Origin of the sequence: Pseudonocardia kujensis, assembly GCF_021283305.1 — a bacterium.
Classification (GTDB): domain Bacteria; phylum Actinomycetota; class Actinomycetes; order Mycobacteriales; family Pseudonocardiaceae; genus Pseudonocardia; species Pseudonocardia kujensis.
Genome location: NZ_JAJSOK010000081.1, coordinates 1 through 13,310 on the forward strand (window position 1 = coordinate 1; position 13,310 = coordinate 13,310).

Below are 13,310 nucleotides of genomic sequence, written 5' to 3' on the forward strand. Positions count from 1 at the left end.
GTATGTGCTGGTGGTCGACGAGTTCCCGATGACCGTGACCGGCAAGGTCCGCAAGGTCGAGATGCGGGAGAAGTCCGTCGACATCCTCGACCTCCACGAGGCGGCGTCCGTCCGCAACGCCTGAGCGCCGCGACCTCCGGCCGACGCCGAGTCCCTGCTCGGCGCGCTCACGCCCGTGGAAGGCGTCCGTGGAAGGCGTCCGCCACCCGGTGCTGGTGCCCGACGAGCGCGGCCCGCACCGTCGCCGCGCTCGCGGGCTGACCGGTCCTCGGACGGACCGAGGAGGGCCGCGATGCGGGAGCTGACGGCGGAGCCGGTGACCGGGCCGGTGGCCCACCACGGCGAGGGACCCGTCCGGCACCCGTCCTACGCCGGTGTCCGGTGGGGGGACATGCTCGCCGGCGACATCCTCGAGCTCGCGGGCGGCGAGGTCCGGCGCACGCACGTCGCGGCCGTGGCGGCCGCGTTCCGGCCGCGGCGCGGTGGCGGCACGGTCCTCGCCGGCGAGCGTTCCCTGCTCCTGCTCGACGACGACCTGCGCTGCGAGCGCGACCTCGGCCCGGTCGCTTCACGCCCGACGGCCGGCTCGACGCCCGCGTCCGGCTGCCCGTCCCCCGGGTCACCGCGTGCACCTTCGGCGGCCCGGACCTCGCCACGCTGTACGTGACCACCTCGCCGAGGGGGTGGCGCCGGGCGCGGAGCCGTTGGCCGGCGCCCTGTTCGCCGTGGTGCCGGGCGTGCGCGGGCTGCGGTACTGGAGTTCGCGGGCTGAACGGCCCGTCCGTCGCCGCGGAGGCGCGGAGGCGCGGAGGCGCGGAGGCGCGGAGGCGCGGAGGCGCGGAGGCGCGGAGGCGCGGAGGCGCGGAGGCGCGGAGGCGCGGAGGCGCGGAGGTCAGCCGACCCGACCGGTGAACAGGTAGTAGCCGATCGCGGCGAAGAGCCGGTCGGTCCGGTGGAGCCCGGCGATCGTCGCGACCCAGCGGGCGGTCGCCTCCTCGTCGATGACCCCGGCCGCCCCGGCGGCCCGGCCGACCCCGGTGAAGTACCGCGCCGCGAGGTCCGGGTCGAACACGACCATGCGGCTGGTGATCCCGACGTCGCGCACGCCCAGGTCCAGCACGTGCCCGCGCAGGTCGCGGGCCAGCAGCCCGTGCACCACGGCGGTGTCGCACTCGTGGGCGAGGACGGCGCGGGCGAGGGCGCGGTCCGGGACGTTGACCGTGTTGGTGTCGAAGTCCGGCGTGATGACCGCGAGGGCCCCGCCCGGGCGGGTCACCCGGACCATCTCGCGCAGGGCCGCCCACGGGTCGTCGAGGTAGATCAGGACCCGCTCGATGCGGGTGACGTCGAAGGACGCGTCGGCGAAGGGCAGGTGCTGTGCGTCGGCGCGGAGCAGCGCGGCCGGCACCCCCGCTGCGGCCGCGCGGCGCCGGCCCTCGGCCACGAAGTCGGCGCTGAGGTCGACGCCGGTCACCGCGCCGCCGGGCTGCACGCGCCGGGCCAGCCGCAGGGTCTCGAGCCCGAACCCGCAGCCGACGTCGAGCACCCGGCTGCCGGGGCCGGTCCCGGTGCGCTCGATCCCGAGCGCCTTGAGCTCGCGCAGGAGCGGGAGCCGGTCGAAGGCCTCGAGCGCCGCCACGTAGGTCGCGGGGAGGGCGGTGTGGTCGAGGTCGGTGAAGTCGTGGAGCGCGATGTCCGGGTCGGTCTCCGTGTCGGGGGTGTCGGTGCTGCTCACGGGCCCTCCTCCGCGCTGTGATCGGCACCGGCCGGTTCGCCCGGCCGGACCGTGGCGTTACCCCGATCGCCGATCGCCGATCGCCGGTCGGCGGTCGGCGTCGGCACCGCCGCCGGGTACGAGGTCCTGCGGCGGTGGTGCTCAGCGCTTGAGCCTGCGGCTGCCGCCGTGCCAGTCCTCCACCAGCCCGACCTGGTCGGGCCGCACCCCGAACGACGGCAGCTGCGGGCGCTCGCGCAGGCTGCGCTTGAGCTCGGCGAACCCGGGGAAGGCGGCGAGCGCCACGACGTGGTCCCACAGGGCGACCGCGTCGTCCTCCGCGGGCAGCCTGCTGATCACCGGGCCGAACAGGGCGGTCCCGTCCGGCGGGGCGAAGTGCAGGATCGGGGTGCCGACGTCCTTGCCGGTCAGCGTGAGTGCCTCGTCCGTCTCCGCGCGGACCACGGCGTCGAGCTCCTCGTCGTCGAGCGCGGTGACCAGGCGGGCCGGCAGCCCGACCGCGCCGAGCGCCTCGGCCGCGACCGCGCGCGTGCGCGAGCCGCCCTCGTCCGGTTGCTCCGCGCGCTCGTAGAGGAGCTGTCCGAGGGCCTCGTACAGCGGGCCGACCACGTCGGCGCCGTGCTCGGCGCGCGCCCGGGCGGCGAGCCGGAGCAGCCGCAGACCCGCCGTGTGTCCGGCCTCGTAGCCGTCCGGGAAGTGGGCGTCGTAGTCGATGTGCGCGTTGAGCAGGCGCAGGGAGACGAACCGCCACTCGACCTCGTAGGCGCGGCGGCGCTGCACCGTGCGCACCCACTTGCTGGTCATCCACGCGAACGGGCACGCCGGGTCGAAGTAGAACCGCAGATCGGACACGCGTCCACCGTAGGCGCGGCGACGCCCGATCGCGGGCGTGAGCCGGTGTGGCCCGGGTACGCCCCCGGCATGGCGTTCCAGGTGACCGAGGTCCAGAAGGCGCTCAAGGGCGCGGACTACCCCATGAACGGCGACCAGCTCGCCGAGCTGGCGCAGCAGAACGGCGCCGACGAGGAGTTGGTGCAGAACCTTCGCGGGCTCCGCCAGGTCGACGGCCCCAACACGGTGATGGCCGAGCTGAAGGGCGAGCTCGGCGGCTCGACGCCGGGCGGCACCGGGCAGGCCGAGCGGCCGACCAAGGACATCGACGGCCCGGCGTTCCAGGTCAACGAGGTGCAGCGGTACCTCAAGGGCGTCGACTACCCGGCCGACGGATCGCAGCTCGCGAGGACGGCCGAGCAGAACGGCGCACCCGACGACCTGGTCGACATCCTGAAGGGCCTGCGCCAGGTCGACGGGCCGAACACCGTGATGAAGGAGATCAAGGACCACCTCGGTGGTCCCGCCTGACGACGCGTCAGGCGCCCGGCCCGGCCGTTTAGCCGGCCGGGCGCGGGATACGCGGCGGGCCGTGGCGGACGTCGTGCAGGTCCTGGACTCCCTCGACCCGGGCGGGGCCGAACGGCACGTCGTCGACCTGGCCCGGGCGCTGGTCCGGCGCGGCCACCACGTCGAGGTCGCCGCCTCGGCGGCCGGGCCACTGGCCCGCGAGCTGGAGCGGGCGGGCGTGCCGCTGCACGTCGTGGCCCCGGTGCGGGTGACGCGCAGGGCCTGCCCCGAGTTCGCCGAGGGCCTCGCGGACCTGCTCGACCGGCTCCGGCCCGACGTCGTGCACGCGCACCGGCACGCCGCCACCCTGGCCGCCGCGCAGGCGGTCGGCCCGGGCACCGCCCTCGTCGTCACCGAGCACACCGAGGCGCTCTGGCGCACCCCCGCCGACCGGGCGCACGCCCGGGCCGCACTGCGCCGGGCCGAGATCGTGGTGAGCGGCTCCGGGCCGATCGAGGCGGCGCTGCGCGCGCAGGGCATGCTGCCCCCGGGTGCCGGTCGTGTGGTGGGTCCCGCCGTCACCGCCGGCCCCACCAGCGGCGCCGCGCCGCCCGCCTGGCGTGGCCGCCCGGTGATCGGCCGGGTGTGCCGGCTGCAGCCGGACAAGGGTGTCGACGTCTTCCTCCGCGCCGCGTCGCTGCTGGCCCCGCGGCTGCCCACCGCCGTGTTCCCCGTGCTGGGCGACGGTCCGGCGGCCGCCGAGCTGCGGGCGCTGGGCCACTGGCTCGGGCTCGACGGGCGGGTGCACTGGCTGGGCTACCGACCCGACGCACGGGCGATCCTGCCGTGCCTCGACGTGCTGGCGGTGACCTCGGGCTCGGACGCCGGCCAACTGGTGGTGCTGGAGGCGTTCGCGGCCGGGGTCCCGGTGGTCGGCGCCGCGGTCGGCGGGATCCCCGAGCAGGTGCGCTCGGGCCGCAACGGCCTGTTGGTCCCGCCCGGCGACGCGGCCGCGCTCGCCCGTGCGCTGTACGCCGTCGTCACCCGCCCGGTACTGGCCCGTCGGCTGCGCGAGGGCGCCCGGCGGGGCGCGGCCGCGCACTCCTTCGACGCCATGGTCGACGCGCTCGAGGGTGCCTACGCCGATGCGCTCGCCCCGCTCCGGCCCGCCAGCGCCGGGGCCTGATGCCGCTGGACGCTCCTCCGGATCGTCAGCCGAGGCGGCCGACCACCGGGGCCAGCAACTCCGGGTGGGTCAGCGGCACCATGTGCCCGCCCGCGGGCAGCGTGAACGCCCGGCCCGCCGGGGCGGTGCGTGCGAGGTGCTCGGCCCAGCCCGCGGGGGCGATCCGGTCGTGCCGCCCGCGGACCACGAGGACGGGGCAGCGGATCGCCGCCAGGGCGGGTTCGATGCGGTGGCGGCGGATGACGTCCAGCGTCCGGGCCATCCCGACCGGCCCGGTCCGCAGGTAGTCCCGGACGAGCAGCGGCGCCTGCGCGGGCCACTCGTGTGTGGCCGTGCGCAGCCAGCGTTCCAGGAGCCGCGGCCAGGTGCAGCCGGAGGGATCGGTCGTCGGCCCGACGAGCACCAGGGCCGCCGGTGGGCGTGGCGCCCGGACCGCCACCTCCGCCACCACCTGGCAGCTCGCCGAGTGCCCCAGCACGACCCGGCCGGCGACGTCCGCCGCCTCCAGGACCCGGCCGGCCTGCGCCGGCGGATCGAGCGCGGCGCCCCGGCGGACGCGCCGGCCGAACCCGGGCAGGGTGACGACCTCGGCCCCGGCCCCCAGCACGCGCAGGGTCGGGCCCCAGCTCGCCCCGGACAGGCCGAGCCCCGGCACGAGGACGAACGGGTCCATCGGTCAGCCGCGCCGCCAGTCGTCGGACGGGAGGTGGGAGCCCGCCATCGGGCCCATCTGCAGCATCCCGCCGTCGACCGCCCACGAGGCACCCGTGACGTACGACGCGGCCGGCGAGGCGAGGAACGTGATCACGTCGGCGACCTCCCGGGCGTGCCCGGGCCGGCCGAGCGGCACTCCGGGACGCGCGGTCGTGGTGGGGTCCTCGTCCTCCTGCCCGGTCATCGGCGTCGCGATCTCCCCGGGTGCCACGGCGTTGACCGTGATCCCGTGCTCGGCGAGCTCGATCGCGGCGGTCTTCGTCAGCAGGCCCAGGCCGCCCTTCGCCGCGCAGTACGGCGCCGCTCCGACCCGGGGCGCGTGCTCGTGCACGCTGGTGATGTTCACGATCCGCCCGCCCCGCCCTGCCGCCACCATCCGCCGGGCGGCGCGCTGCAGGCAGAGGAAGGCGCCGTCGAGGTCGGTGGCGAGCACCGCGCGCCACTGGTCGAAGCCCAGCTCGAGCAGCGGGGTGGAGGTGCCGGTGCCCGAGCCGTTGACCAGCACGTCGACCCCGCCGAGGGCATCGGCGAGCTCGTCGACGACGGCCGCGGCCCCCGGCAGCGCGGTCAGGTCGAGCCGGCGCACCTCCGCCCGCCGGCCCGGCCCGCGCACCTCCTCCGCGGTGCCCTCGGCGCCGTTCTCGTCCTCGTGCCAGGTGATGCCCACGTCGCAGCCGGCGCCCGCCAGCGCGACGGCGGTGGCGCGGCCGATGCCGGAGTCCGAACCGGTGACGATCGCGGTGCGGGGGAAGTCGGGGGGAGTCTGCATGCCCTCCGCATGCCCGCCCAGCGCCGGCTCACGCCCCGCGGTGCGACCCGGTCGGCTCACCCCGGCGGGCGCCCGCGATCACCCGCGCGGCCCAACTTCCCGCCGCCGCGCGTCCGCGGCCACCGGATCGGGTACCTGATGCCGTCGACGGAGGGAGCACACGGTGACGGTGGCGACGACGGGCGGCGGCCACGTCCAGCGTTCGGGCGGGGGCGGCTCCAGCGGGCTGGCCGACGTCGTCGAGCTGATCCTGGACAAGGGGCTCGTGATCGACGTGTTCGTCCGCGTGTCGATCGTGGGCATCGAGCTCCTCACGATCGACGCCCGCGTGGTCGTGGCCAGCGTGGACACGTTCCTCCGCTTCGCGGAGGCCACCAACCGGCTCGACCTCTACAGCAGCGAGAAGCGCGGCACCGACCTCCCGGAGATCCTGCAGAAGACCACCGAGAAGGCGATGCGCTGACCCCTGCCGCGGGACCGGCGCCGGGCCCGCGGCAGGTGCGTCAGCCGCCGTTCCGGCCGTTGCCGGCGCCGTTCCCCGAGGCCTCGACGGTGGCCTCCGGCAGGAGCACCTGCTGGCCCTCGTCGAGGCCCGAGCGGACCTCGGTGAAGCGGTCGCCGGCCAGGCCGGGGGTGAACTCGCGGGTGGCCGGCCGGCCGTCCGGGCCCGGCACCGAGACGACGCTCCTGCCGTTCTCCTGCCGGACCGCGGCCGCAGGCACCCGCAGGACGTCGTCGACGACCTCGGTGAGGACGTCGGCCTGCGCGGTCTGGCCGTCCTTCAGCTGCGGGTCGACCCGGGTGAGGACGATCGTCGCGTAGTAGCTGACCACCCCGGAGATCTGGTCGGCGGTCGGCGCCACGGCGACCACGGTGCCCGGCGAGGTCAGGCCCGGCACCGCGTCCACGGTCACGTCGACCCGCTGGTTCGGCCGGACCTTCGCCGCGTCGCTCTCCTCGAACGGGACGACGAGTTGGAAGGTCTGCAGGTCGTTCAGCGTGAGGAAGGCGCCGCTCGAGTCGGCCGCGGCGGCGTCGCCGCCCGAGCCCGCAGGGGCCGGGATGCGGGCGTCCGTGCCCGGGGCCAGCGGGGTGGCGCCACCGGCCGCGGCGACGAAGTCCCCCACCCCGCCGTTGATCGCGGACACGGTGCCGGCGACCGGTGCGCGCAGCACGGTGTTGTCGACGGCCTGCTGCGCGTCGGCGACGGTGTTCTCGGCGTCGCGGACCACGGCCTCCTGCACGTCGATGTCGGCCGGGGCGTCGTTGCCCGCGCTGTCGAGCTGGCTCTGGGCGTCGGAGACGGTGCTCTGGGCGTTGGCGATGCTCACCCGGCCCTGAGCCCGGTCGGTGTCGCGCTGGTGCTCGGCGGCGTCGAGGGCGGTCTGGGAGGCCACCACGTTGGCCTTGGCGGTCTGCACGGCCTGTTGGTCGGTGCGGAGGGCTGCACAGGAAGGGTCGTCGGTGGCTTCGGGTGTGGGTGATGCACCGGCCGACGGTTGCGTGGCCTGCTCACTGCTCGTCGACTCGGTCTTGGTCAGCCCGAGCAGGGGCGTCTGCGACTCCGACGCAGCGCTCGCGCTTGCCGCAGCACACGCCTTCTGGTCCTTCTGCAGCTGCCGTTTCGCCAGCTCCAGCTGCTTCCTGTCGAAGTCGAGCTGCACCTTCGCCCGGTCGACGGCGGAGGCGTCGGCCGCGTCGGTGGCGGCGACCTGCCCGCGGGTGGCGTCGAGGACCCTGCGGGCCGAGTCCAGCGCGGCCTGCGCCGCCTCGACCGAGTTCCCGCCGGTCAGCTTGCCGAGCGAGGCCTGCTGCTGGTCCAGCTTGGCCTGGGCGGAGGCGAGCTGGGAGCGGGCGGCGGCGTCGTCGAGCCGGGCGAGGGGCTGTCCGGCCCGGACCGCATCGCCCACCTTCACGAACAGCTCGGCGATCTGCCCACGGTCGGCGAACCCCAGGTTCTGCTGGGTGATCGACACGAGGCTGCCCGAGGCGGAGACGCCGCTGGACACCGGGCCCCGGTCGACGACGGCGGTCGGCGCCGTCGGGGTGTCCCCGGTGCACGCCGTGGCCAGGGCGAGCAGGCCGGCCAGCCCGGCGGCGCGTAGCACGCGGGCGCGGGTCCTCTTCGCTGCGGTCCGTGCGGTCACGGTGGGAATCACTCCCCGGGTCGTCGGGATCATTGGTGCCGGAGGGCATCGATGGGCCGCATCCGCGCCGCGCGGTTGGCGGGGTAGCCGCCCGCGACCAGGCCGATGAGCAGGCTCACGGTGAAGGCGAGCACCACCGAGCCCACCGACACGGACGGGACGGGGAAGTCGGCGACGAGCCGGGGCAGCACCACGCCCGCCGCCACGGACAGGCCGATGCCGAGCAGGATGCCCAGGAGCCCGCCGACCCCGGTGAGGATCATCGACTCGATCAGGAACTGCTGGAGGATCGCGCGCCGGCGCGCGCCGATGGCCTTGCGGATGCCGATCTCGCGGGTCCGCTCGGTGACCGTGACCAGCATGATGTTCGCGACGCCGATGCTGCCGACGATCAGCGAGATCCCGGCGACGGCGGCCACGAAGATCGTGACGAAGGACAGCACCTGCGAGGACTGGTCGAGCAGGCGCTGCAGCGCGGTCACGGTGAAGTCCCGCTCGTCGGGGTTCCGGATCGCGTGCCGCTGGTCGAGGATCGCCGAGGCCTGCTGCACGGCCTGCGACACCGCGTCCGTCGACACGGCACGCACCGTGATCGAGTCGACGACGTCGCCCCCGCCGAGCAGGTAGCTGCGCGCGGCCCCGAGCGGCATGACCGCGACGTCGTCCTGCTGGCCGTTGCCCTTCAGCACCCCGATCACGCGAAAGGTCGTGCGCCCCACCCGGACGTCCTTGCCCAGCGCCTCCCCGGCCCGGCCGCCGAAGAGCGTGGCGACGGGGTTCGGCCCGAGCACCACGACCTTGGCCTTGTTGCGGGCCTGCTGGTCGTCGAAGAAGGAGCCGACGACGAGCTCGCGGTTGGCGACGTCGAGGTAGTCGGCCTGGGTGCCCAGGATCGACGACCGGTACTGCCCGTCACCGACGACCTGCAGCACCGCGCTGCCGTTGACGGACGGGGTGACCGAGCCGAGGGCCGGGGCGCGGGCCCTGTCGGAGAGGGCGTCGACGTCGGCGTCGGTGAGGTCCCGCGCGGCACGGTTGCCGCTGATGGCGCCCTGCGTCTTGGTGATCTGGATCTGGTTGGCCAGGGGGCCGAAGGCGTCGGCGACGAACCGCTGGAGCCCGTTGCCGAACGCCACCAGGATGATCACGGCGGCGACGCCGATGATGATCCCGAGCATGGTCAGCACCGACCGCAGCTTGTTGGTGCGCAGCCCGCGCGCCGCGATCCGGGCGGCCTCGAGGAGGTTCACCGCCGCTCGTCCCCCACGATGTGGCCGTCGCGCAGGGTGATCACGCGCTTGGCGAACCCGGCGACCTCCGGCTCGTGGGTGATCAGCACGATCGTGCGGCCCGCCTCGTTGAGCTCCACGAAGAGGTTCATGACATCGACCGTCGAGGCGGTGTCGAGGTTCCCCGTCGGCTCGTCGGCCAGGATCATCGTCGGGTCCGTGACCAGCGCGCGCGCCACGGCGACGCGTTGCTGCTGGCCGCCGGAGAGCTCGTTGGGCCGGTGGTTCCCGCGCTCGGCGAGCCCGACCCTGGCCAGCGCGCGGCGGGCGCGGCCGCGGCGGTCCTTGGTGCCGGCGTAGACCATCGGCAGCTCGACGTTGCGGATCGCCGAGGTCCGCGGCAGCAGGTTGAACGACTGGAAGACGAAGCCGATCTTGCGGTTGCGGATGTCGGCGAGCCGGTTGTCCGACAGCCGGCCCACGTCCGTCCCGTCGAGGCGGTACGTGCCCGACGACGGGACGTCGAGGCAGCCGAGGATGTTCATCATCGTCGACTTGCCGGACCCCGAAGGCCCCATGATCGCGACGAGGTCGCCGTCGTCGATCCGCAGGCTCACGTCGTCGAGCGCCCGCAGCGCGATGTCCCCGGTCCGGTAGACCTTCGACACGTGCTCCAGCTCGATCATCTTCCCCCCGCCGTGGTCCCCCCGAACCACCCGTTCGGCCTAACGACCGGACGCGCGTTCGGTGATCACCCGGTCGGGCGGAAGCTGGGCGATCTTCCGGAAACGCCCGCTCGTCGGTAGCGTCCGGGTCGGCTCCCCCGAGTGATCCAGGACACCGTGAAGGGGGAGCCATGCCCGAGGAGAGTTCCGTCGCCGTGCTCGTCGTGGGCGCCGGCCCGGTCGGCCTGACGGCCGCGCTCGAGCTGCGCCGTCGCGGCGTCGCCTGCCGGGTGATCGACAAGCTCGTGGAGCCGCCGCAGTACGCGAAGGCCGTCGGCATCCAGCCCCGCACGCTGGAGCTGTGGGAGGCGGCCGGGGTGCTGCGGGCCGCCCTCGACGCCGGGACCCCGCTGCGCGGGCAGGTCGTGCTCCGCGACGGCGAGCAGGTGGCGCGGATGGACCTCGAGGTGCCCCCGGACGTGCCCTTCGCCTTCCTGGCACTGCCGCAGTACGAGACCGAACGCCTCCTGGCCGAGGCCCTCGCGGGGTACGGGACCCGGGCCGACCGCGGCGTCGAGCTGCTCTCCTTCACCCAGGACGAGGAGGGCGTGACCGCCGAGCTGTCCGGCGGCGAGCGCGTGCGGGCGAAGTACCTCGTCGGGGCGGACGGGGCGCACAGCGTCGTCCGGAAGGGGCTGGGGCTCGCCTTCGAGGGCGGGGCGTTCGCCGAGGAGTACATGCTCGGCGACGTCGAGGTCGACTGGTCCCTCCCGCGCGGCTACGCCCTGCGCGCCACCCGCGGCGACGACCTGCTCGTCGCGATCCCGCTGCCCGGCGACCGCCGCTACCGGATGTCCATGCTGGTCCCGCCCGACCTGGCCACCCCGGCGAGCGGCGAGGTGGCGCACGGTTTCGAGGCCGGCCGGCGCCCGGAGCTGCACCACATCCAGGCGGTGCTCGACCGCCTCGCCCCCGAGCCGTGCACCGCGTCGACGCTGCGCTGGTCCTCGGTCTTCCGGATCAGCCACCGGATCGTCGACTCCTACGGGCGGGGCCGGGTGTTCGTCGCCGGCGACGCCGCGCACATCCACCCGCCGACCGGCGCGCAGGGCATGAACACCGGGATCCAGGACGCCGTCGGGCTGGCCTGGCGGCTGGCCCTGGCCGTCGACGGGATCGCCGCGCCCGGCCTGCTCGCGACCTACGACGCCGAGCGGCGGCCGGTGGGCGAGGAGGTCGTCGGCCGGACGGTCCGGGCCGCGACGACCGGTGGCGTCCAGATCGACCGCGACGACCCGTGGACGTCGGTCCGGCGCGAGGCGCAGCTGCTGGTCGGCTACCGGGGCAGCCCGGCGGTGTCCCCGGCCGACCCCGGCCTCCCGGTCGACGCCCCGCAGCCCGGCGACCGCGTGCCCGACGCCCGCGGGCTGGTCCGCGACGTCGTGCGGTTCCCGGTGCGGCTGCTGCCCGAGCTCGCGGGCCCGGGCCACACCCTCCTGCTCCACGCCGGCACCGCCGAGGGCACCGCCGCCTTCGACAAGGTCGCCGCCACCGCCGCCGAGCTCGCGCACGGCCGCATCCGCGCGCTCGCGGTGCTCGCCCCCGACGTCGAGCCCCCGCCCCTGCGGATGCCCGTGCTGCGCGACGGCGCCGGCGAGGTCCGGGCCCACCTGCGCGCCGCGGACGGCGAGGCGTTCCTCGTCCGGCCGGACGGGTACCTCGGCCACCGTGGCCCGGCGGCCGGTGTCGCCGGCGTGGGCGGGTACCTGGGGCGGGTGTTCGGCTGAGCGGGGCGTGCGGGACGAGCGTCGGTGTGCGCGGCGCTTCGCGACGCGCGGGGTGCATCGGTGCAGGCGGTGCGAGCATCGGCGCCGATCGCCCCGTCCGTTCGGTCGTGGCAGGGCGCCCGTCCGCCGCGTTGAATGGTGGCGAGGCGTCGTCCGAGGAGAGCGAGGCACCGTGGGCAGGACGTACGAGCTGGTCATCACCGAGAAGCGGCCGGTCGTGGACGGCACGGTGCTCTCCTCGGCCCAGCTGCGCGCGGAGATCCGCGAGCAGCTCGAGGCGCAGCAGGACGGTCGCGACGACGATCTCGCCCGCGAACGGGTCGAGCTCCGCGAGAGCCTCGAGCGGCTGGACTCCGGGCTGCAGGCCCTGCGGGAGCGGCTGAAGGAGAAGGCCGTCCGTGCCGCGAAGATCGCGGGCGGGGTGGTCGGGGTCGGTGCTGCCCTCACCGGCGCCGCGATCGTGTGGTGGAAGCGGTCGGCGCCGGAATGACTGCCGGGGCGAGCGCGGGCGGGTCGTGCCTCACGCCGCCTCGCCCGGGCGCTGCCCCCGATGACGGAGGGGGACGAGGAGACCGCTTCGGGGCGGCCTAGTCATCGGTGCGGCCCCGCGCAGGCCTTCGCCGAGCAGGTCGCTCGGCACGCCCCGCAGGGCACCCCTCGCTAGGCTCCGCCCGGTGGAGAACGACGACGAGCGGATCGCGCTCTTCCTCGACTACGAGAACCTCGCGATCGGCGCGCGCGACGGGCTGGGCGTGGCGCCCTTCGACCTGGGACCGGTGGCGGACGCGCTGGCCGAGCGCGGGCGGGTCGTGGCCCGCCGGGCCTACGCGGACTGGTCGGCGTTCGACGAGGACCGCAGGCTGCTCGCGCGCCAGCAGGTGGAGCTGATCGAGATCCCGCAGCGGCTCGGGGTGTCCCGCAAGAACGCCGCGGACATCAAGCTCGCCGTCGACGCGATCGAGCTGGCCTACGAGCGCGGCTTCATCACCACGTTCGCCATCGGCACCGGCGACTCGGACTTCACCCCGCTCGTCCACAAGCTCCGCGAGATGGACAAGCGCGTGATCGGGATCGGGGTGGAGTCGTCGACGTCGCGGCTGCTCCCCCCGGCCTGCGACGAGTTCCTGTTCTACGACCGGCTGCCCGGCGTCGAGCCCCGGCCGGCGCCGCGCCGGTCGAGGAGCCGGGCCGTCGTCGTCGAGCCCGACCCGGTGCCGGCACCCGAACCGGAGCCGGAGGAGGCCGCACCGGCGGAGGACGACGAGCGCGACGACGTCGGCAAGCTCGTGGCGAGCACCCTCGCCGGCCTGCAGCGGCACACCGACGGCCCGGTCCTCGCCTCCCGGCTGAAGCGGGCGATCCTCCGCAAGGACCCGACGTTCGACGAGGCCGACTGGGGCTACCGCGGCTTCGGCGAGCTGCTCCGCCACCTCCAGGAGGAGGGGGTGGTCGAGCTCGGCGAGGGCTCGGCCCAGGGCGACCCCACGGTGACCTTCCCGGAGCCCGGTCCGGACGACGACGCGTTCGGCCTGCTCGTCGAGGTCGTCCGCGAGCTGGGGCGCCCGCAGCTCTCCGGGCTGAAGAACCAGCTCCGCAAGCGGCGGCCGGACTTCAGCGAGAAGCGCTACGGCTTCAACGGCTTCCTGACCTTCGTCCGCGCCGCCCGCGCGCGCGGCCTCGTCGAGATGGAGCGCGACGACGACCTGGGGGACTACGTTCTCTCCGCCCCCCGCTGAG

At 75.4% G+C, this 13,310-nt stretch carries 14 protein-coding genes and 1 pseudogene; 8 read left to right on the forward strand and 7 right to left on the reverse strand.

What is annotated here, in order from left to right:
* Positions 1-292: 292 nt before the first annotated feature.
* On the forward strand, positions 293-667 hold the full coding sequence (locus LWC35_RS33910; protein ID WP_232874625.1) for a hypothetical protein: 375 nt from the start codon (positions 293-295) through the stop codon (positions 665-667).
* A complete protein-coding gene (locus LWC35_RS33915) occupies positions 604-912 on the forward strand; it encodes an SMP-30/gluconolactonase/LRE family protein (RefSeq protein ID WP_232874620.1) in 309 nt (102 codons plus the stop codon). Before LWC35_RS33910 ends, LWC35_RS33915 begins: the two co-directional genes overlap by 64 nt.
* Here the strand turns inward: LWC35_RS33915 and LWC35_RS33920 are convergent.
* Positions 893-1,735 carry a methyltransferase domain-containing protein gene (locus LWC35_RS33920; RefSeq protein WP_232874587.1) on the reverse strand — a complete coding sequence of 281 codons (843 nt, stop codon included), beginning with the start codon at positions 1,733-1,735 and terminating at the stop codon, positions 893-895. The two genes, LWC35_RS33915 and LWC35_RS33920, sit on opposite strands and share 20 nt — an antisense overlap.
* Before the next feature lie 141 nt (positions 1,736-1,876).
* Complete coding sequence (locus LWC35_RS33925) at positions 1,877-2,587, reverse strand: mycothiol-dependent nitroreductase Rv2466c family protein (protein ID WP_232874588.1); 711 nt, start codon at positions 2,585-2,587, stop codon at positions 1,877-1,879.
* Between the two features lie 69 nt (positions 2,588-2,656).
* Here LWC35_RS33925 and LWC35_RS33930 point away from each other — a divergent pair, with 69 nt between their 5' ends.
* Both LWC35_RS33930 and LWC35_RS33935 read left to right on the forward strand, forming a co-directional pair.
* A complete protein-coding gene (locus LWC35_RS33930) occupies positions 2,657-3,097 on the forward strand; it encodes a DUF2795 domain-containing protein (RefSeq protein WP_232874589.1) in 441 nt (146 codons plus the stop codon).
* Positions 3,098-3,158: 61 nt separating this feature from the next.
* Entirely contained in the window at positions 3,159-4,262 is a 1,104-nt protein-coding gene (locus tag LWC35_RS33935; protein WP_232874590.1) for a glycosyltransferase family 4 protein, read from the forward strand.
* 25 nt (positions 4,263-4,287) lie between these two features.
* On the opposite strand, the gene LWC35_RS33940 is transcribed toward LWC35_RS33935, so the two are convergent.
* Both LWC35_RS33940 and LWC35_RS33945 read right to left on the reverse strand, forming a co-directional pair.
* Positions 4,288-4,935, reverse strand: a complete 648-nt coding sequence (locus tag LWC35_RS33940; RefSeq protein ID WP_232874591.1) for an alpha/beta fold hydrolase — start codon at positions 4,933-4,935, stop codon at positions 4,288-4,290.
* A 3-nt stretch (positions 4,936-4,938) separates the two neighbouring features.
* On the reverse strand, positions 4,939-5,745 hold the full coding sequence (locus LWC35_RS33945; RefSeq protein WP_232874592.1) for an SDR family oxidoreductase: 807 nt from the start codon (positions 5,743-5,745) through the stop codon (positions 4,939-4,941).
* A gap of 163 nt (positions 5,746-5,908) precedes the next feature.
* On the opposite strand from LWC35_RS33945, the pseudogene gvpJ reads away from it, so the two are divergent.
* Positions 5,909-6,193, forward strand: a pseudogene (gvpJ, locus tag LWC35_RS33950) (gas vesicle protein GvpJ); the annotation flags it as partial.
* A gap of 55 nt (positions 6,194-6,248) precedes the next feature.
* On the opposite strand, the gene LWC35_RS33955 reads toward gvpJ, so the two are convergent.
* The 3 genes from LWC35_RS33955 to LWC35_RS33965 are packed head-to-tail and all read right to left on the reverse strand — an operon-like array spanning position 6,249 to position 9,807.
* Positions 6,249-7,892, reverse strand: a complete 1,644-nt coding sequence (locus LWC35_RS33955) for an HlyD family efflux transporter periplasmic adaptor subunit (RefSeq protein WP_232874594.1) — start codon at positions 7,890-7,892, stop codon at positions 6,249-6,251.
* Between the two features lie 29 nt (positions 7,893-7,921).
* Complete coding sequence (locus LWC35_RS33960; protein ID WP_232874595.1) at positions 7,922-9,142, reverse strand: ABC transporter permease; 1,221 nt, start codon at positions 9,140-9,142, stop codon at positions 7,922-7,924.
* Positions 9,139-9,807 carry an ABC transporter ATP-binding protein gene (locus tag LWC35_RS33965; protein WP_232874621.1) on the reverse strand — a complete coding sequence of 223 codons (669 nt, stop codon included), beginning with the start codon at positions 9,805-9,807 and terminating at the stop codon, positions 9,139-9,141. Before LWC35_RS33965 ends, LWC35_RS33960 begins: the two co-directional genes overlap by 4 nt.
* 170 nt (positions 9,808-9,977) lie before the next feature.
* Here LWC35_RS33965 and LWC35_RS33970 point away from each other — a divergent pair, with 170 nt between their 5' ends.
* From LWC35_RS33970 to LWC35_RS33980, 3 genes are all read left to right on the forward strand, one after another.
* Positions 9,978-11,573 carry an FAD-dependent monooxygenase gene (locus LWC35_RS33970; protein WP_232874596.1) on the forward strand — a complete coding sequence of 532 codons (1,596 nt, stop codon included), beginning with the start codon at positions 9,978-9,980 and terminating at the stop codon, positions 11,571-11,573.
* Positions 11,574-11,745: 172 nt separating this feature from the next.
* Positions 11,746-12,063, forward strand: coding sequence for a hypothetical protein (locus LWC35_RS33975; RefSeq protein WP_232874597.1), 318 nt, complete (start codon positions 11,746-11,748; stop codon positions 12,061-12,063).
* Between the two features lie 184 nt (positions 12,064-12,247).
* Entirely contained in the window at positions 12,248-13,309 is a 1,062-nt protein-coding gene (locus tag LWC35_RS33980) for a PIN domain-containing protein (RefSeq protein WP_232874598.1), read from the forward strand.
* Position 13,310: the final 1 nt, after the last annotated feature.

Coding starts and splice junctions, on each gene's coding strand:
- LWC35_RS33965 (WP_232874621.1), bottom strand. CDS start 9,807: ATGATCGAGCTGGAGCACGTGTCGAAGGTCTACCGGACCGGGGACATC.
- LWC35_RS33970 (WP_232874596.1), top strand. CDS start 9,978: ATGCCCGAGGAGAGTTCCGTCGCCGTGCTCGTCGTGGGCGCCGGCCCG.
- LWC35_RS33910 (WP_232874625.1), top strand. CDS start 293: ATGCGGGAGCTGACGGCGGAGCCGGTGACCGGGCCGGTGGCCCACCAC.
- LWC35_RS33945 (WP_232874592.1), bottom strand. CDS start 5,745: ATGCAGACTCCCCCCGACTTCCCCCGCACCGCGATCGTCACCGGTTCG.
- LWC35_RS33930 (WP_232874589.1), top strand. CDS start 2,657: ATGGCGTTCCAGGTGACCGAGGTCCAGAAGGCGCTCAAGGGCGCGGAC.
- LWC35_RS33940 (WP_232874591.1), bottom strand. CDS start 4,935: ATGGACCCGTTCGTCCTCGTGCCGGGGCTCGGCCTGTCCGGGGCGAGC.